This window comes from Klebsiella sp. CTHL.F3a, assembly GCF_019890895.1.
In the GTDB taxonomy this organism is placed as follows: Bacteria; Pseudomonadota; Gammaproteobacteria; order Enterobacterales; family Enterobacteriaceae; genus Klebsiella; species Klebsiella grimontii.
Genome location: NZ_CP082360.1, coordinates 2,772,603 through 2,791,485 on the forward strand (window position 1 = coordinate 2,772,603; position 18,883 = coordinate 2,791,485).

General features: G+C 48.8%; 16 protein-coding genes and 2 pseudogenes. 11 read left to right on the plus strand and 7 right to left on the minus strand.

Annotated features, from left to right (window positions below):
- Window positions 1-151: 151 nt before the first annotated feature.
- The 4 genes and pseudogenes from K7H21_RS13035 to K7H21_RS13050 form a co-directional block, all read left to right on the plus strand.
- Window positions 152-1,099 (plus strand): annotated as a pseudogene (locus K7H21_RS13035) (DNA cytosine methyltransferase); the annotation flags it as partial.
- A gap of 520 nt (window positions 1,100-1,619) precedes the next feature.
- Complete coding sequence (locus K7H21_RS29360; RefSeq protein ID WP_223035892.1) at window positions 1,620-2,834, plus strand: mechanosensitive ion channel family protein; 1,215 nt, start codon at window positions 1,620-1,622, stop codon at window positions 2,832-2,834.
- Window positions 2,835-3,176: 342 nt separating this feature from the next.
- Window positions 3,177-4,279 (plus strand): IS3 family transposase gene (locus K7H21_RS13045; protein ID WP_223035893.1). Its coding sequence is split into 2 segments (ribosomal slippage): window positions 3,177-3,420 and window positions 3,420-4,279, totalling 1,104 coding nucleotides; the frame shifts between segments, so codons are not numbered across the junction.
- 3 nt (window positions 4,280-4,282) lie between these two features.
- Window positions 4,283-4,453, plus strand: a complete 171-nt coding sequence (locus K7H21_RS13050) for a DinI-like family protein (protein ID WP_432649050.1) — start codon at window positions 4,283-4,285, stop codon at window positions 4,451-4,453.
- 517 nt (window positions 4,454-4,970) lie between these two features.
- On the opposite strand, the gene K7H21_RS13055 is transcribed toward K7H21_RS13050, so the two are convergent.
- Window positions 4,971-5,357 carry a hypothetical protein gene (locus K7H21_RS13055; protein ID WP_049113090.1) on the minus strand — a complete coding sequence of 129 codons (387 nt, stop codon included), beginning with the start codon at window positions 5,355-5,357 and terminating at the stop codon, window positions 4,971-4,973.
- Window positions 5,358-5,763: 406 nt separating this feature from the next.
- On the opposite strand from K7H21_RS13055, the pseudogene K7H21_RS13060 reads away from it, so the two are divergent.
- From K7H21_RS13060 to K7H21_RS13070, 3 genes and pseudogenes are all read left to right on the plus strand, one after another.
- Window positions 5,764-6,093, plus strand: a pseudogene (locus K7H21_RS13060) (recombinase family protein); the annotation flags it as partial.
- A gap of 263 nt (window positions 6,094-6,356) precedes the next feature.
- The gene (locus K7H21_RS13065) at window positions 6,357-6,776 is read left to right on the plus strand and encodes a translesion error-prone DNA polymerase V autoproteolytic subunit (protein WP_123829309.1); all 420 of its coding nucleotides are present in this window, start codon (window positions 6,357-6,359) and stop codon (window positions 6,774-6,776) included.
- A 1-nt stretch (window position 6,777) separates the two neighbouring features.
- Entirely contained in the window at window positions 6,778-8,043 is a 1,266-nt protein-coding gene (locus K7H21_RS13070) for a Y-family DNA polymerase (protein ID WP_223035842.1), read from the plus strand.
- Between the two features lie 222 nt (window positions 8,044-8,265).
- On the opposite strand, the gene K7H21_RS13075 is transcribed toward K7H21_RS13070, so the two are convergent.
- The 3 genes from K7H21_RS13075 to K7H21_RS13090 form a co-directional block, all read right to left on the minus strand.
- Entirely contained in the window at window positions 8,266-9,708 is a 1,443-nt protein-coding gene (locus K7H21_RS13075) for an IS1182 family transposase (RefSeq protein ID WP_022645573.1), read from the minus strand.
- Between the two features lie 367 nt (window positions 9,709-10,075).
- Window positions 10,076-10,591, minus strand: coding sequence for an NAD(P)H-dependent oxidoreductase (locus K7H21_RS13085; RefSeq protein ID WP_142445683.1), 516 nt, complete (start codon window positions 10,589-10,591; stop codon window positions 10,076-10,078).
- Between the two features lie 15 nt (window positions 10,592-10,606).
- Window positions 10,607-11,572, minus strand: a complete 966-nt coding sequence (locus tag K7H21_RS13090; protein ID WP_142445684.1) for an aldo/keto reductase — start codon at window positions 11,570-11,572, stop codon at window positions 10,607-10,609.
- Between the two features lie 117 nt (window positions 11,573-11,689).
- Between K7H21_RS13090 and K7H21_RS13095 the strand changes: the two genes are divergently transcribed.
- Window positions 11,690-12,583, plus strand: coding sequence for a LysR family transcriptional regulator (locus K7H21_RS13095; RefSeq protein WP_142445685.1), 894 nt, complete (start codon window positions 11,690-11,692; stop codon window positions 12,581-12,583).
- 199 nt (window positions 12,584-12,782) lie between these two features.
- Here K7H21_RS13095 and K7H21_RS13100 read toward each other — a convergent pair whose 3' ends face one another.
- Window positions 12,783-13,670 carry a LysR family transcriptional regulator gene (locus K7H21_RS13100; protein ID WP_142445686.1) on the minus strand — a complete coding sequence of 296 codons (888 nt, stop codon included), beginning with the start codon at window positions 13,668-13,670 and terminating at the stop codon, window positions 12,783-12,785.
- Window positions 13,671-13,812: 142 nt separating this feature from the next.
- Here K7H21_RS13100 and K7H21_RS13105 point away from each other — a divergent pair, with 142 nt between their 5' ends.
- The 3 genes from K7H21_RS13105 (at window position 13,813) to K7H21_RS13115 (ending at window position 16,645) form a co-directional block, all read left to right on the plus strand.
- Window positions 13,813-15,210, plus strand: coding sequence for an amidohydrolase family protein (locus tag K7H21_RS13105; protein WP_142445687.1), 1,398 nt, complete (start codon window positions 13,813-13,815; stop codon window positions 15,208-15,210).
- Between the two features lie 14 nt (window positions 15,211-15,224).
- Window positions 15,225-15,698 carry a DMT family transporter gene (locus tag K7H21_RS13110; RefSeq protein WP_114455274.1) on the plus strand — a complete coding sequence of 158 codons (474 nt, stop codon included), beginning with the start codon at window positions 15,225-15,227 and terminating at the stop codon, window positions 15,696-15,698.
- A gap of 86 nt (window positions 15,699-15,784) precedes the next feature.
- Window positions 15,785-16,645 carry an SMP-30/gluconolactonase/LRE family protein gene (locus tag K7H21_RS13115; RefSeq protein ID WP_142445688.1) on the plus strand — a complete coding sequence of 287 codons (861 nt, stop codon included), beginning with the start codon at window positions 15,785-15,787 and terminating at the stop codon, window positions 16,643-16,645.
- Window positions 16,646-16,775: 130 nt separating this feature from the next.
- On the opposite strand, the gene K7H21_RS13120 is transcribed toward K7H21_RS13115, so the two are convergent.
- Window positions 16,776-17,678, minus strand: a complete 903-nt coding sequence (locus K7H21_RS13120; RefSeq protein ID WP_142445689.1) for an SDR family oxidoreductase — start codon at window positions 17,676-17,678, stop codon at window positions 16,776-16,778.
- Between the two features lie 182 nt (window positions 17,679-17,860).
- Complete coding sequence (locus K7H21_RS13125; RefSeq protein ID WP_142445690.1) at window positions 17,861-18,871, minus strand: AraC family transcriptional regulator; 1,011 nt, start codon at window positions 18,869-18,871, stop codon at window positions 17,861-17,863.
- Window positions 18,872-18,883: the final 12 nt, after the last annotated feature.

The following is an 18,883-nucleotide window of genomic DNA, read 5'->3' on the forward strand; positions in this document are numbered from 1 at the left end:
GAGCGTTTTGACGAGTAGAAGAAGACCGGGCGCAGCGCCCGGTTTTTTATCCAATTTTTTCTTCTCCAAAATCTCTCCAAAACTTTTCCCCAAAATAAATCTTTAAATTTTGTTAAATTTGCATGAGGGTACGGCCCAATTTTTCACGTAACTACCGACAGTGACCGCCGGCACGTCCAGGCGCCCGGACGGGAATGGTCACGCTCTGGGTATTGTTGAGGCAGAGCTGGCGCCGTTCCTGGCTGGCAATGGCGGCAGCGAGTACCAGGCTAAACCGCGCCCGATCGATAAGCCCGCCCACACAATCCTGAAAGAGTCGCGCGCCTGTGTCGTCGCTCCGGTTATCGCCAGGCAGTTCGGCGCCAGCATCGGACACCGTGCCGACGAACCAAGCGCAACAATCACCGCGGGCGGTGGCGGTAAATCGCAGCGGGTTGTACCGACGCTCATTCAAATAGGATACGGAGAACGGCCAGGCCAGGCACCTCGCGTGCCAGGACTGGATAAGCCGCTGGGAACCGTTGTGGCTGGTGGCGGGAAACATGCCGTAGTTGGTGCGTTCCTGGCAAAACACTACGGAGGAAATTATCAGGGCGCCGGCGTGAGGCTGGATGAGCCTGCGCATTCAGTAACGACTGTCGATCACCACGCATTAGTCGCTTCTCATCTGGTTAAACTGCGCGGTACTTGCCGTGACGGCCAGCCTACTGACGAGCTGATGCCGACTATCACTGCCGGCGGCCAGCACGTAGGGGAGGTTAAAACGACTCTGGCGGTCGAGGACTACGACGAAGAGCGCGCGCAGCAGGTGCTGGCGTTCCTGCAGGAATACTGCGGGGAAGATAGCACCGGACTGGTGAAAATCGCCGGGGTGACATATCGCATTGTCGACATTGGAATGCGCATGCTACAGCCGCATGAGCTTTACCGGGCGCAGGGCTTCCCCGAGTGGTACATCATTGACCAGGATTGCCGCCGCGTGAAGTATGCGAAGGATAAGCAGGTCGCGCGCTGTGGTAACGCCGTCCCGCCTCCATTCACTGAGGCTTTGGAAAGGGCAAACTTGCCTGAGATGTGTCAGACGCAAGTAGCGGCTTAATTTTATGAGGTTAAACAAAGAACCAGACCTTTAACTGAATGGAAATAGTCTGGCTTGAGATTTCAAGCAAGAATCCAGTTTATGAAGTGATAATTAAACTTGTTAAAAAAGGCCCGTTTTATGGGCCTTTGGTAAAAACTAAACTTACGGGCGCTGATTTACGTACTTGATTATCGCTTTAATAATTACGATCATTGGCGGTACGATTTTGAAAAACAAGCTAACCATGTATAGCCTCACTTAGTTTTCTCGTGCCTCACTGCAAACACCCCCGGGCTTGCCTTTACATTTGCTGTATCAGTAGTCGCCAGATATGACCTATTCCCCATTGATTTGTAAACCATCAACGATGGCATAAGAGGGTTGGCTCCATTAAGCCTGCGAGTGTTTTATTCGCTTCAGAACCAGATTATGGACTTGCATGACTGGATTATGCGATGATAGAAATTGTTAAAGGGTTATTCCAACTTATTATTGGTTGTAGCCTGTACAGTTTAGCATGTGAAGCAGGTGATAAATGATGGCGTATTTGGATTATTTTTTGAAATTTATTGAGAGCAACCCAGCACTAGCCATAGGTTTTAACATTGTGCTTCTTATTATGTCTGGATTTTTTGCGCATATTATGTGTAAGTTCCTGTTAATAAAAGCTGTCAGGAAAGTATTTTTTTCCAGTCATAAACAAGATGTTCCTCTCGAAAAAGATCGCCGTATTGCTGAAAAGTTATCCAACTTCGTTCCTGTCATTATTGTATATTATGTTCTGCAATTCATGCCAAATATGCCAGTATCTTTAGTTACTGGCATAAATACAATATGTGGAATCTTGTTTTTCGTTTTTCTGTCTGTCTTTTTTAATGAAATGCTAGATATCGTTAATAGTTCTTATTTAAGAAAAACAAAGCGCAAAAATCATTCGATAAAAGGTTACATACAAATAGGTAAGATTTTAGTTCACATCATTGCGGCAATAATGATACTTGCCGTTATGTCAAACAAATCTCCTGCAATTATTATCTCAAGTCTAGGTGCTGTTGCTGCTGTACTGATGCTGGTATTTCAGCATACGCTGCTTTCGCTTGTAGCTAACGTCCAGTTGTCATCAAATGACGTACTTCAACTCGGTGATTGGATTGAAATGCCTGATAAGAATTTGAGCGGGGAGGTTACTGATATTGCATTACATACAATTACTATACGCAATTGGGATAATACGATTTCACGTATACCGACAAAAAATTTCCTAACAGAAACATATACTAACTGGCAGGCTATGTTCTCTTCTGGTGCCAGAAGGATAATGCGTAGTACTACAATAGATCAGCACTCGGTTACTTTTCTAACTCAAGAAATACTTGCACCAATACTTACGATTAGAGGTGTAAGTGAGCCTCTCTCTAAGTTAATCGATGGGCGTGATGCAATGGGGATTGCGGATAGCTGGTTTATAGATAATGGACTGACAAATTTAACGCTATTTCGTCATTACATTATGGCCTATTTGGCTGAACGATCTGATATTATAAAAGATATGTATGTCGTAGTGAGAACGTTAAAACCATCAGCTTCGGGGATTCCGCTGGAAATTTATTGCTTTACCAGTTCAACGCTATGGGTGGATTACGAAAATACTCAATCAGAAATTTTTGAGTACATCACGGCTATCGTTGAAAAATTCTCCCTTCGTATATATCAATATCCGGCAGGGCATGATTTTTGGCATTCGTCACAATAATGCAGCGTTTGATTTATTTAAATAAATATTTATATTGAATGTAAGGCGGAGGTTATCTCCGCTTTTGAGAGTAAGGTAAACCTTTTAATATATATAGATAAATTAAAAGCAACCAAGTAAAAAAGTAATTTGTCAGAAATAAAAGAATATAGTAGATTAATAGAAAGCACTCATTGCTAGCAATAACTCTTTTGGTACGATATATACTATCAGACATATTTCCCACTCCTGTGTATGTTAAATAGTATGCTCCTGCCGTTAAAAGAAGCAGGCCAGGTAGAAGTTTAAACCATTGCTTCAAATGGAGTTTAATGGTTTTTATATCGAACTTATTTCAGCAAAATACATACATTAATATCACGAAAATTCGCCGTATTGAAGTCCGTCGAAGCCGGACGTACCGTCAAAGATGTGTGCCGTGAAGCCGCTATTTCGGAAGCCAGCTATTACAACTGGAAGGCAAAGTATGGCGGGATGGAAGCGGCCGATATTAAAAAAATCAAAGATCTGGAAGATGAGAACCGGAGGCTTAAGCAGATGTTTGCTGATCTCAGCCTTGAGTGCCGGGCACTGAAAGACGTCATCGAAAAAAAGCTTTAAAACCAGCGATAAAGCGTGAACTCGTCAGCTATCTGACGGCGCAATTTGCCATGAGTTTACGTCAGGCCTGCAGGACGTTATCGCTGAGCAGGACGGTCTATTTTTATCAGCCCGATACCCGACGTGATGAACCGGTGATCTGTGCGCTGACTGAACTGGCAGAACGCTATCCGCGCTACGGTTTTAAGAAGCTGTTCCAGTTGCTGCGCAGGCAGGGCAATACCTGGAACCACAAGCGCGTTCACCGGATTTACTGCCTGCTGAAACTGAATTTTCGTCGTAAGGGAAAACAGCGGCTACCGGTACGCAACCCGGCGCCACTGGTGACGCCTGAGGCACTTAACCAGAGCTGGTCGATAGACTTTATGCATGATGCGCTGGTCTGTGGCAGACGCTTCCGGACTTTCAATGTGGTGGATGATTTTAACCGTGAAGCGCTGGCGATAGAAATCGACCTGAATATCCCGGCTCAGCGAGTTGTCCGGGTGCTGGACAGGATCGTGATAAACCGCGGCTATCCGCTAAAAATGAGGATGGACAATGGGCCAGAACTGGTCTCACTGGCGCTGGCACAATGGGCCGAAGAACATGGCGTGCAGCTCGAATTTATCAAGCCGGGTAAGCCAACACAGAATGCGTTTATCGAACGGTTCAACCGGACATACCGGACAGAGATCCTGGATTTTTACCTGTTCAGAACACTGAACGAAGCACGGGAAATTACAGAGCGCTGGCTGATGGAATATAACAACGAGCGACCTCATGAATCCCTGAACAACCTGACGCCGGAAGAGTACCGGCTGATGGCTGAAAAACCGGAACTCTCAAAAAGTGCGTGGAACTAAATCGTGTGTACTTACACTGAGCCAGCGTTAGAGGCCGAATTCCTACGGCGATTAAATCAAAAATTCTATGACTGCAAGTTATCTATTCGTCGCGCTGGCGCTGATGGGCTCAGTGTTTTCGGTGGCATATTAAGCAATGCCCTCACTGCACTGGCCGCGGTTATCCCAGATTAAAAGACGCGGAGGTATCCAAGGCTCCTGGAGTGACCGAACTACCTGGCGAAGACACTTTAAATTGTTCTTTGATCGTCTGGTGGAGTATTGCCACGTGAGGAATCCTTCGCAGAAAAGATGCTTGAGAAGGTAACGAGATGACTTTGCAGCAGGCTATCGCAAACGTGGCGGAAATTGGCTATCCTCGATCCAATGATGGGTTAATTCGCCCATGACGTTAAAAACATTAAGACCTCGCCTCGGCGGGGTCTTTTATCTTCGTAAGGGCTTTATGTCTCACTCATCATCAAGAAAAAAGGTGCTGGACTCGACTTTACCATTTACCTCCCGCGCTTCGCATGCACGAAGTTGTGTCAACCATGTAGCCAATCGAGTTGGCATGACGAGAGAAGCGCTGCTGAATAAAATCATGAGTGACACAGGGGTTAACTTAGACTGTCCCCTTTCGGAAGAAGAGTTACTAAAAGCGTATCATTACTTTGAGTCTCTCTAAGATAAACAGCTAACGGTATCATTTTTATTTACGATAGAGGCTTCCTTTACCTGTCCTTGCTCTCTCCCAAAGTTCCTCATCCGTCAGGGTTGTTTGAATCAGTTCGATTGGAACACCTGCGTCATTGATAACTGCTACGAAGTAATCATCTATGGGCTCATAGGGGCCGAGGATTATCTCTTCATCTCTGATGGCTGCTGATAAGTTATCAACTTTAAACGCAACATGAGGTACCGTTTTCAATAAAGGATGAAGTGGTGAGTCGTCAGTAAAGCGATGCCACTGGACTTTAAATTTCCCGGGATTGTCGGAAGTGAACATTCCAGCCTTCTCACTGAACGTTCCTTCACATCTTCCATCCTGTAATGGAATGCCAAAATGGTGAAACTCGTACTGTAAGTTTCTTTTCATGAGCAAACTCCTCAATTAAAAAGTGTTCATCATTCTATTGATCGTTTGCTCAATACGGAGGCAACAGCAATGCACAATTATCGACGTGGTGAATCCCCCTATGCGGAGGGGCGTCCAACTAATAGAGCGAAAGCCCTGTGAATACCACGCGAGTTATGTCTGTTGGGGCATGCTCACCGGGAGGCACCCGGCACCACATCTAATCGCAAGTAAGTAAACCGAACATCTTGTTGGGTTTACTCATTCTCTTTGGCAGACTATGGTTAATTACAGTAACGACATAAAAGGAAATGCTTTTCTGGTAAATCGGTAGCTCGGACTATCAGGAACCGTTACTCCTCGAAAGCCAACTTTTTCAGCCCGCTCTCAAAGCGGGCTTTTTTTATTCCCCTCGTTCATGAGAGGACTCACAGCAATATCGGAGCTGCAGGTGCGCGGGGTTAATTTCCGCAGCCTGACTGACAGCATCGATACCAGCACAGCCGCCGGCCGCTTTTTCTTCCACGTAATGAGCGCTCTGGCGGAAATGGAAAGAGAGCTGATCGTCGAGCGTACCCGGGCAGGATTAGCCGCGGCGAGGGAGCAGGGGCGTATTGGCGGCCGCCGGCAGGTGATGACCCCGGAGGTTGTCGATCGTGCGCATCGAATGCTGGAGAACGGAGCTACACGCCAACAGATAGCTGATGTGATCGGCGTAGGGGTGAAGACTATTTATAAATATTTTCCTGCCGGCTAAGTTTGCTCACCTGCGAACCGTATGCAAGAGCCCGCAGGTGAGCAATTTGCTATGGAGGCAGCGCCATATCTGAAAAATTTTATCCGCGCATTGTTCGCAAAAGCATCAAACAGTTCAGCACTGAAAGCACTTTAAGACTTACCGTACTTATTACATCAATACGTTACGGCAATGACGGAAATTGATAGGCGTAACCTATATTGATATGTCGCCGAGTTAAATCTACTGTATATATAAACAGTATTTATGTGAGCGAGTCTATCATGCAGTTCTACACGCCCGTTGAGTTACGTAGGATTATCCTGATCCCATTGTACAGCGACCTTGTTCAGTGTGGTTTTCCAAGTCCCGCCCAGGATTATGTTGAGCAACGCATCGACCTGAACGAGTTATTAGTTAACCACCCCAGCGCGACGTATTTTGTCAAAGCTGCCGGCGATAGCATGAAAGATGCCGGGATCAGCGAGGGGGATCTTCTGGTTGTGGATAGTTCAAGGACCGCAGTCCATGGCGATATTGTGATTGCCGCAGTGGACGGGGGATTCACTGTTAAGAAGTTGCAACTACATCCACGCGTTCAGCTTAACCCAATGAATCCTGCATATTCGCCGATAGTTGTCGGAAGCGAGGATACTCTCGACGTGTTCGGGGTCGTTACTTACATCATTAAATCAGCGGGCTAAGATGTTTGCGCTTTGCGATGTGAATTCATTTTACGCATCGTGCGAGACGGTGTTTCGTCCTGACCTGAAAGGGCGGCCAGTAGTCGTCCTTTCCAATAACGACGGGTGTGTGATTGCTCGTTCCGCTGAGGCGAAGCCCTTTGTCAAAATGGGGGAGCCGTACTTCAAACAAAAGGACATGTTTCGCCGGCACGGCATTATCGCGTTTAGTAGCAACTATGAGCTCTATGCGGATATGTCGAACCGGGTCATGACTACGCTTGAAGAGCTCTCTCCGCGCTGCGAAATTTACAGTATCGATGAGGCATTTTGCGATCTGACAGGAGTTCGTAACTGTCGCGACCTTACCGACTTTGGCCGGGAAATTCGCGAGACGGTTCTGCGCCGGACGCACCTCACGGTTGGTGTTGGCATAGCCCAGACAAAAACTCTGGCGAAGCTGGCCAATCACGCCGCGAAACAGTGGCAGCGGCAGACCGGGGGAGTGGTTGATTTGTCGAACCTGGAACGGCAGAGAAAGTTAATGGCTCTATTGCCGGTTGATGAAGTATGGGGTGTTGGGCGCCGCATCAGTAAAAAACTTGAGTCTATGGGGATAGACACGGTGCTTAAGTTAGCCGATACGGATATTCGTTTTATCCGGAAGCATTTTAATGTTGTTCTGGAAAGAACAGCGCGTGAGCTGCGTGGCGAGCCATGCCTTGGTCTTGAGGAGTTCGCGCCGGTAAAGCAGGAAATTGTGTGCAGCCGTTCTTTCGGTGGCCGCATCACTGAATATCATGAAATGCGCCAGGCGATATGCAGCTATGCATCGCGCGCAGCCGAGAAACTTCGCGGCGAGCATCAGTATTGCCGGTTTATCTCCGCTTTTGTCAAAACCAGCCCCTTTGCGCTCAACGAGCCATATTACGGCAACAGCGCATCTGTAAAGCTGCTAACGCCAACCCAGGATAGCCGGGACATAATTACCGCGGCGACGACATGCCTCGATGCTATCTGGCGAGACGGGCACCGTTACCAGAAGGCCGGCGTGATGCTGGGCGATTTCTACAGCCAGGGCGTGGCACAGCTGAATCTTTTTGATGACAACGCACCGCGGCAGAACAGCGAAAAGTTAATGGAAGTCCTCGACCATCTCAATGCAAAGGATGGCAGGGGGACGCTCTATTTTGCGGGGCAGGGGATCCAGACTGCCTGGCAGATGAAGAGAGAAATGCTATCCCCGCGCTATACTACGAGGTTCTGTGACCTGCTCAAAGTTAGATGATTCGGCCATTAACGGTAATGGGGACGCTACTACAGTCCGCTTAGAGCGCAGGCTGTGTGAAAACTCATAGCTTTGAGTAGCCAAAAAATATTTCTCATCTGTGTTTTGAGAATGCTGTTTAAGTTGACGAGTTAATCTGTGATTTTATTCGGGTGTTTCAGAGATTTTTATTGCGGGAAAGAGCCTAATATTTGTTTCTGGAGGATAAAACGGCCGGAACCGTTAGCCGTATTGTTCCTGAAGCTGAAATATCAATCCTGTAGTACCCCATATCGATATCATCCTTTTCAGGTTATAAGCCAATATATGTAGACTTATTTCCGTACTGACATTTTTAAATTTCCGCATCAGGAAGTGCGTTGCACCCATCCACATTTTAATTGTCCCAAACGGATGTTCTACCGTTTGCTTTCGCATGACTACCGCCTGAGGAAATGACTCAAGCCTCGCATGCATTTCTTCCATTTCAGCTTCATGAACCCAACGCCGTATACGCCTTGGATCGCGTTTCGATGTAGTGCACCTGGAGCGCTGGCTGCAATCGCGACAGGCAATATTGTTAAAGTATAAATGTTGCTCCAGTCCGTCCTCTATTGAGATAAATCGATTCTGAAGCTCATTGCCCATTGGGCATACATAAACATCTTTTTCCCTGTTATATCTGAATATTGAGCGATTATAGAGCCCCTTACGTTCAGCACCAGAGGTATCTCCTTTTGGCACTAACGCCACGGCTCCGCTATCCAGAACTGTTTTAATATCGCTGCGACTGTAATACCCTTTGTCGGCAAGTACTGTTATGTCCTTCCGGCCAACAGCTTTCTGAGCCAGTGTTGCTACTGAACCAAGTTGCCCATTATCTGTTGTGTTGGTAACTTTATGCGCAACAATCAAGTGGTTCTTCGTATCCACAGCTGTCTGAACGTTGTAGCAAACTTGCCGATTCATATTATTTGTTTTCATCAACCGGGAGTCAGGGTCGGTTAAAGAGAGTTGTTTATCTGGCTGTTGTGCGACTGCTTGTTGGATCTCCTGAAGCTCACGTAAACGCTTTTTTAGCCAGGCCAGTTTAGTGGCAGTTAACTTTGTGTTTGCATCTGGCTCAGTATTCTTGTCGGCTTCATCCAGCTTGTTTAAATAATAAGTAATACTTTGCTCAACGCGCTCAATATGGTCTTTGGCTTTCTGAGATGTGAAGTTGTTGGGTTTGCTGTTTACTGCTTTAAATTTGCTGCCGTCGATGGCAACAACGACATCAGTGAACATTTGCATTTGCCGGCACAGGCCAATAAAGGCCCTACAGGCATTCCTGATACCTTCACCGTTATCTTTTCTGAAGTCTGCAATGGTTTTAAAATCAGGCGTTAATCGTTCAAGTAACCACATCAGTTCAACGTTCCGATGGGCCTCTTTTTCCAGTCTGCGGGAGGACTGAATTCGGTTGAGATATCCGTAAATGTACAACTTCAGTAGGGTTGCAGGGTGATATCCGGGTCGTCCGGTTCGCTTTGCATCAACTCTTCTGAAACCAAGAGAATCGAGCTTTAGTCCATCAACAAAGATATCAACGACTCTGACGGGGTTATCTTCAGTGACAAAATCATCCAGTGCATCAGGGAGTAATGTCACCTGGTGCCTGCCTTGTCCTTGAATGTGATTGGCCATGTCGGTATCCGCAGTATTCATTCGTATATTTCTAATTTTAATGAAAAAGTCAGTTCGTCGCATGGGTTTATCAAGAATGGTTGATCATATGAAACCATCGCTTAGACCAAGAAGTGATCAGGAGTTTTCACACAGCCTGAGCGAGGAGCGGACATTGCTAACAACGTTCTGTGTCAATCAACGGGGTGCAGGTCACTTCACCCGTTGTTCCGGAAAGGCAAAGCGTAGGGGCGGGTATCTTGTGTTTGCTGAGGGCCGTCACAACAGCCATCAGCAGCCATAGTTATGCTGGTTGCCGCAATTATAATCCTCAGCGACAACCAGCACATTTGAGCGTTTTAATAATCGAAAGAATGCATGATGCTAATCAGACTAATACCGTTTTGTAGCGTTCAGCCTGTGCCGCAATTTCTACGTCGGTGATCGTCGCACTTCCGCCGGTAATGAAAGGCTTGAGATAATGCATACCCAGATACCCGGAGATGGTTTCAAAGGACAGCAGATATTCGCTTACCGTATGACCGGCTGCGCCATCTGGCTGATACGCAGACTCAGCACCACCGAGCGAAACTGCCAGCATGAGTTGCTTGCCACGCAGCGCCTGTGTTTCGCCACCATGTGACCAGCCGTAGGTCAGTACATCATCAAGCCACTGCTTGAGAAGTGGCGGCGTGCTGTACCACTGCATCGGGAACTGCAGCACAATACGATCGGTATTTTCCAGCGCAGCCTGTTCAGCGGCCACGTCGATTTTACCATCCGGATACATGTCATACAGATAACGCACATTAATATCGGGCAGTGCTGCTGCACTTTTTGCCAGCGTCGAGTTAACACGGGACAGATGAATGTTCGGATGGGTAACAAATACAGTTGTTTTCATTTCGATCTCTTATTTTTAAAAGAATGTTTCGTCAATTTGAATCCTGGATAAAGCTTCATTGATGTCATTTAATTCGGCATCACTGAGCTGAACATTTGCAGCATGAAAATTCTCTTCCAGCCGGTGTAATTTCGTTGTTCCCGGGATCGGCACGATATAAGGCTTCTGAGCCAGTTCCCATGCGAGGACAACCTGTGCCGAAGTTGCGTTGTTTCTTTCGGCAAGGTCAGCGATTAGATTAAGAAGCGACTGGTTATTTTCCATAACCTCAGGTTTGAAGCGCCCCATCATGCCCCGGTAATCGCCTTCCCCGTAGGTTGTATTAACTGTCACCTGACCACTCAGGAATCCATTACCCAGCGGGCTGTATGCCATAAAGCCAATATCAAGTTCATCGCAGACTTTAAACAGATCCTGCTCAGGCTTACGCCACATCATCGAATATTGATCTTCAACTGCGGTAACCGGGCAGACTGCATGGGCACGCCGTATGTAAGACGCAGGCGCATTGGATAGACCCCAGTACTTTATTTTGCCTTCGGCGATCAGCTCTTTCATTAAGCCCGCCACGATTTCCGGCTCAACTTTTGGATCAACACGATGCTGATAAAACAGGTCGATATGGTCGGTTTGAAGGCGACTGAGTGAACCTTCCAGTTGCTTTCTGACAGACGCAGGACTGCTGTCTAACACTGGCACCAGTTGACCATCAATAGTTTCCATCCCGGTTACGCCGAACTTGGTCGCGATCACGACGCTGTCCCTGTGTTTTTTGAGTGCAATGCCCAGAAGTTCTTCATTTTCAAATCCGTAAATAGGGGCAGTGTCGAAAAGGTTGCAACCCAGCTCCACAGCCTTATCTATCAGCTTTGTTCGTTCACAGATTTCAACTGAATAGCCATAGCCATGATCCATGCCCATGCACCCCAGTCCCATTTCCGATACGAGAAGCCCCTGGCTCCCCAACCTTCTCATTTTCATAGTGAATCCTGACTTTTCTTAACGCAGTGATGATTTTGAGCGGTTAAGTATATGGCTGGATTTGTTGCTTAAAAATTGTTAATTTAGAAAGTCAGAATTGCTAAAATAACAACAATAATGAATAAACTTGATGCACTGAAATTTTTTGTTGCAGCCGCAGAAACGATGAATTTTCGTGAAGCAGCGGTCAGGCTGGCCATTTCTCCTTCAGTGGTGACGCGCACAATTGCTGAACTGGAAAATCAGCTCGGCGAACCACTGTTCAAGCGGAATACCCGATCGATTGTGCTGACCAGCTTTGGCGAACTTTTCCTGCCAAAGGCTGTGCGCCTTCTTGAAGACTCACAAGCGCTATTTCAGACGGCCAGAGATGACAATGAGATGAAGGGGATTGTGAGGATCACACTGTTCCGCTTTCCCGGACACGAACAGGTGCTGTTTGAGCTTCTGACTGCGCTTCGTCCTTATCCTGAGCTGTTTATAGACTGGCGGCTGGACATGATGAAGCTGGATACTGTTCAGAACCGCATTGACATGGGGATCCGTATTGAGCGGGAGCCAAATCCTAACTTTATTATCAGGCCCATTACGCTTGTTCATCACGCGCTGATGGCATCACCCGGGCTCATTGAGAGGCTGGGTGCGCCGGTAAATTTCGACGATCTGCGCCAGCGCTATCCTTTCAGTGGCCTGTTGAATCCTGAAACCGGCAAAGTATTCGAATATATGCTCGATGGCGTCGATACTTTTGTACCACGACATCTTGAATTTATGACTACCGACTCCCAGTCTGAGATTCAGGCTGCATTAGCCGGTAAAGTAGTGATCCAGTCGAGTAATCTGGCCTGCAGGGAATATCTCGAAGACGGCAGGCTGGTGAATGTTTTACCGGAACTAAAACTGGAAACCTGGCAGCTTTATCTTTACCGGCCCTATCAGACCCTTGTACCGCAACGCATCAGGACCGTTTTTCACATCCTTGAAGATATTTTACTCAGACATTTCAGTTAAAAGAGGCCCCGGATGCGGCTGGCGTTCTTAGCCGGAGACGTTACTTTTAAAACGGAGAATTGAATTTTTGGGTACAGCTCTTTATCTGTGAAGCCGCCGTTCCGGAATGGACGCATCCGCGAAGCAAAGCCTGCCGTCCTGCCAGGTATCCTGAATACTGCTGACTTTTAATGTGCTCCGGGTGGCTGTAACAGACATATCAACTAAAGATTTCATCTACCCAGTCTGCAAATGCGCGTACGGCGGGTGAAAGAAAACGCTGATGGGGATAAAGCAAAGTGACAGGAACAGACGACGGCTGCCAGTCGGCCAGGACTTCAACCAGCGTTCCTTTTTGCAGGTGTTCTGCTACTACGTTTTCAGCAAGCTGCGCCAGTCCGAACCCTTCGAGGCACATTTTTATATAGAGTCCCGTCTCGTTGACGGCTGCCTGCCCGCTGACGGATACAGACAGCGTTTCTGTTCCCTGCACAAAACGCAATTCGTCTGTACGTCGGTTTTGCCCTGAAAAATAATGAATAGCCCTGTGATGAGATAAATCTTGAGGTGACTGTGGAATACCATACTTTCTGAGATATTCGGGAGAGGCACAGGTGATCCAGCGGAACTGCCCAAGCGGACGGGCAACAAGTGTTGAGCTAAGCAACTCTCCGGTTCTGATCACGCAATCCACACCCTCCTGAACCAGATCTACCTGCCGGTCGCTGACGCCGATCATCAGGTAGATATCAGGATACCGGCTGCAGAACGCTTTCAGATTAGGCATAACGACGAACTGGGCTATTCCTCCGGGCATATCAACGCGCAGACGGCCCCGGGGCCGTCTGTTCGCATCGGCCAGACTGGCTTCCGTATGTTCGATCAGGGCCAGTATTTCTCTGCACTGCGCCAGATACTGCAGGCCTTCGGGAGTCAGACTGACCCGTCTCGTGGTCCGGTTCAGCAGACGCACCTGAAGATATTTCTCCAGATTTTTGATGGTGCTGGTAACAGTAGAGGAAGGCAGGGACAGTGTTTCCGCTGCCCTGACAAAGCTTCCGGCTTCAGCCACCCTTAAAAAAACCTGCATAGCCTGAATGCGATCCACCTGACTGCTCTCCTGAATATCGTGTAACGTTGTTAACCATTATTATTCGTTAATTCTGAATTATGAAAACACGTTAGTCATCTTTTTCATCTTAATCGGGAGGCGTATCGTTTTCCTTCTTAATCTGAAAGAGACGATTACAATGACCAATTACAACAGAAATATTGTTAAGAAACAGACGGAAAACCCGCCGGTAACGCTGATTCGCGGCGCAACTATACTGAGTATGGACGATAGCGTCGGTAATATTGAGCGCGGTGACATTCTCATCAACGGCTCAATCATTACCGCCGTTGGTCAGAACCTTGACGCGCCAGGTGCTCATGTTATTGATGCCAAAAATATGATTGCCATGCCTGGGATGGTTGATTCTCATCGTCACGCCTGGGAAGGTCAGCTACGCCGCATCAACCCCAACGCCACCTGTCTGGACGACTACAGCAACGCCACGCACTTTTCATTCGCGAAATATTACCGTCCTGAAGATATCTATGTCGGCAACCTGCTGACGGCGCTGGGCGCGATTGACGCGGGTATCACTACGATGATCGATAACTCGCATAACAGCCGTACCGCAGCGCATTCCGACGCTGCAGTCGAGGCTCTGCTTGATAGCGGCATTCGCGCCATTCATGCTTCCGGCGCACCGGTTGCGGGTGAATGGGATCGTGCACACTGGCCAGGTAACTGGCAGCGTCTGCAGGAAAAGTATTTCAGGGATAACCCTGAGGGTCTTGTGACTTTGGGGGTTATGGCTCAGCTGGAGCCAGAATTATGGGCTGAAGCGCGCAGGCTGGGGTTGCCGATCGTGACCGAATTCTTTGGTGCTGAGATGGCCTCCGGGCTTGAATCTCTGCATCGGCAGGGTCTGCTTGGCCCGGACAATATATTCAACCACTGCACGGCACTGCCTGATGAAGGCTGGGAAATCCTGCGAGAAGCAGGTGTCCGGGTGAATGTCTGTCCGCGCTCAGATTCCCACTACGGTATCGAAAGCGGGATGTTTGCAATAGAGGCCGCTCGGCGTCATGGCATCACCCCGGGCCTGAGCGTGGATAACGAAACGTCCTACAGCACCGATATGTTCATGGAAATGCGCGTCGCGTTCTATCTGCAACGAGTAATGGGTATGCATCAGCAGCACTGCTGTGATTCAGCGCATTCTCTGACCACCCTTCCCGCTGCGCAGTTACTTAAATCGGCAACCGTTGATGGCGCGGTTTGTGCCGGACTGCAGGACAAAACAGGGAGCCTGACGCCAGGCAAACAGGCTGACCTGATCCTGATTAACGTGGCTGACCTCAACCTCTATCCAAACGGGAATGCGTTTGGCACGGTGGTACATGCTGCTGAACGCAGCAACATCGATACCGTGATGATCGGTGGGCGCATCGTCAAGCAGAACGGCAAAGTGCTGGGTGTGGACAGCGAGCGCCTTCGCGCAGTCATTGATGAATCACGCGCACACCTTTTTGCGGCGGCAGGATATGAACCAGACATCTTTGCGGAAAAATTCCTGCCGATTATTCAGGCAAACTAACAGAGACGAACAGCATGAGCGCGATTTATTACGTGATAGCTTTTGCAGCAGGTCTGGGTATTACCCTGCAGACGACACTGAACAGTCAGCTTGCAAAAGGGCTCGGCGGGGATCCAGTCACCGCCGCGTTGTTTTCCTTTACGGCGGGGGCGTTCAGCCTGGGAATTTACTCGCTGCTGCGAGGAGGGTTATTTACCTCACTTGCTGCCATTCCTTCTCAGCCTGTATGGAGCCTGGCGGGCGGACTGATCGGTGCCTGTGCTTTATTTAGCTATGTCGTATTGGCACCGAAAATCGGTTTTTCAGCCCTGCTCGGGCTGGCGATTGTTGGACAGCTACTGTCATCTCAAGTGATCGACCATTTTGGCCTGCTGGGTGCGGTAAGGCGGCCAGTCTCGTTGCTGAGACTGGGAGGTATGCTGGTCATGTTGGCCGGTCTGGCCATCATGCTTTTCGGCGAACGGCTCTCTTCACGTTTTCTGCAGTAACATCTTTCCTCCCGTTTGCTACCACGCGGGCGGGGGTGATTTTGGCCTTGCGCAAAGTACGACCTTTATTTATCTGAAGGATTAATATGTTTTCAATCGCAGCTGATATCAGGAATACGCTGGGGGAGTGTCCCCTATGGTGTGAAAGAACACGAAGGCTTTACTGGACTGACATTGAGGCCAGTGAACTGCTCGCATTAGAAGAAGGTAATGACGCTGTAATGCGCTGGTCGCTGCCTGAACGCCTTGGTTCCTTTGCTCTGACTGAACGAAGTCATATTCTGCTAATGGGGCTTGCATCCAGGCTGGCTTTTTATGATCTCAATACCGGCTTACTTTCCACGGTGGCCGCCTCACCGGGAGGTACGGGTATCCGCATTGGGGATGGACGATGTGACCGTACCGGTAATTTTGTCTTTGGAACAATGGATGACGATTTTCCCGTGAAAGTTATCGGTAAGTTTCACCGGCTTAATGCTGCAACGCTGACAGTTGAGACGCTTGCACTGCCAGATGTTGCCATTCCTAACAGCATCTGTTTCAGCCCCGATGGCGGCACCCTCTATTACTGCGACTCAATGCAGGGTCGGATAATGTGCTGCGATTATCCCTCGCTGCAAAACCAGCGCGTATTCACTAAAATCGAAGGTGAAGGTGCCCCTGATGGTTCCTGCGTGGATGCCATGGGCTATTTGTGGAATGCTGAGTGGGGAGGGAGTCGTGTTGTCCGTTACCGTCCAGATGGGAGTACAGAGGTAATTCTGTCGTCGCAGGCAATTCAGAGTACCTGCCCGGCACTGGCAGGTGAGAACTTCACCCGCCTCTATTGCACCACAGCTTCTGTAGGGCTTACTACGTTGTCTGAATATGACGGTAAATTACAGAAAGCTGAATCTGCTGTCAGTGCAGGGTTATCTGAAAGCCGATTTGCAGCGCATACAATTTAACGGCTTAAATTTGGATGGCATCATATCTGCTTCAGGTCGTAAGGTGACGTTTGCTTTTGTCACAAAGTGACAATATGCAAGTAGACGTCCGCCATGAGCGCGATGTACACAACAGATGGTGAAATTGTGCTCAGACGACTGGAGTCGGAATGTCTGTTAACACTTCGGCTGTCTGCCACAGGCGCTCCAGGTCGGTTTCCCTTACGGTTTTGGGTTGTTTTGCTATATGGGGATCTCCAAAAAGCAGAAAGCGTGGGCCGTAAAAATCTCCCTGCGTCGCCGAAGGGTCAACGGCTGCTTTCAATAGCGATTCTGTTGCCCACTCTACACGCACTGAAGGCACGAGATAATACATCAATTTTTTACGGGTCGATGTTCTTCCCAGGTTCGGGCCACTTGTCTGCAGATTAGTACGCGTATGGCCAGGATGCGCACTCGTACTGAGTAACGGCCAGTCACGCGTCCGTGCGATATTGCCAAGTTGATTAGCAAACAACAAACAGGCCAGTTTGGACTGTGCATACGCCGCAATGGGTTTGTAAGATCGCTCACAATTCAGGTCATCGAACTGAATTTTTCCCATCATTGCAGCGCTGCTGGTCATGGTTGTGACGCGGGGATTTTTTGCTTCCAGTAAAAGCGGCAGCAGAAGATTCGTCAGCGCGAAGTGGCCAAGGAAATTTGTCGCAAACTGCAGTTCAAATCCATCTGCGGTGAGCTCACGACGCGGTGGTGCCATAATCCCCGCGTTGTTCACGAGCAGATCCACCGGGCGTCCCTCTTTTAGTAGTTGTTGGCTGAACATACCCACGCTTTCAAGACTGGAGAGATCAACGATACGAACTTCAAGCGAGGCCCCAGAAACAGCCTGACAAATTTCCCGGCGCGCCTCTTCCCCTTTCGCCTCATTTCGTACGGCCATGATGATATCGGCTCCCGCTGCGGCCAGCCTCTTTGCTGCTTCCTTACCCGTGCCGCTGTTGGCTCCGGTGATAATGACCCTGCGGCCCCGTTGAGTGCTGATTTCATACATCTGAGTTGCTCCTGTAGTGGATTGTGACAGGGCTGGCCCTGCTTCGACGCTATCCACTACCAGCCTAACCGGTAATGCCGGCCAGTACGCCTGCAATTGGCGCCACAGTTAATGCAATCAGCGCAATTTCGACGCTCACATTCCGTTTTCCACTTTGAAGCCATTGCTTACGGGTCAGAAGATTATTTCCGGGGAAGACTCTGACGAGCGTGCCCGATCGTTTGTCCAGTCCAGCCCTGAAATGCGCGGTAAAAAGAATTGGGATCTGCAAAACCGAGCAGAAACGCGATTTCTCCACCTGACATTGTAGTGGTGCTGAGGTAATGGCGTGCCAGACGCTCGCGGGTAGAGTTAACCAGTTCGCGAAAATTGACGCCTTCTTCTGCAAGGCGGCGTTGAAGCGAGCGTTGACTCAGTCCGAGGCGGGTTGCCGCATTCTTTATCGTGGCCGTATTTCCCGGTAGCAGCTCCAGCAGGACGGCCCGTACCCGTTCTGCTATTGCGGCGGTTGCTTCAAGTTCACTTAGTCTCTGTCGGAGATCAGGCTCGAATACGCGCCACATACCTTCACTGACGGTAAGAAACGGTCTTAATGCATCCCCGGCGGTGAAAGTGATGGAAGGTACGCTTCCTTTCATGATGCTGGTACCGAAGAATTTCTCATAGCGTCGGGCATGGGATTCGGGAAGACTGTCTGGCAGTACCACACGATGTGCGCGGACAGGCTCGCGGGTTGCGAGTCTGGCAAACCACAAAAAAAAGGCGATTTCTGCGATTTGTAGTGACAGCGGAGCCTCGGGCTGAAGAGTCAGCCAGCGAGGAGATACCGTCAAATCTCCCTCTCGTCCAACATTCAGTATTAGTTCCATTGGACAGACAAGCTTTTTGTACGTGGCGAGGCGCTGTGCAGCCTGTATAAGGTTAGGACTGCAAAGGGCGGCAAAAAGTGGTGGGCTGAAAGTTTCGGTCGTCAGGGTTTCGATAACACGTAAGGGAAACATCGCGTCACCTGACTCAATTTCCAGCGCGCGCCAGAAGTTGAAATAGTCGTGTGCAGAAAGGGTGTGTTTTCCTCTGGAAAGTAAATCTTCAGGAAGTGCGGCCCGACGCAAAACATTTACAGGCCTTAGGTCCAGGTCTTTCAGTAAAGCTTGCCAGCCCACATCCACCGGAAAGGTTGCGCTCTGTACCATCAAATCTCCGTC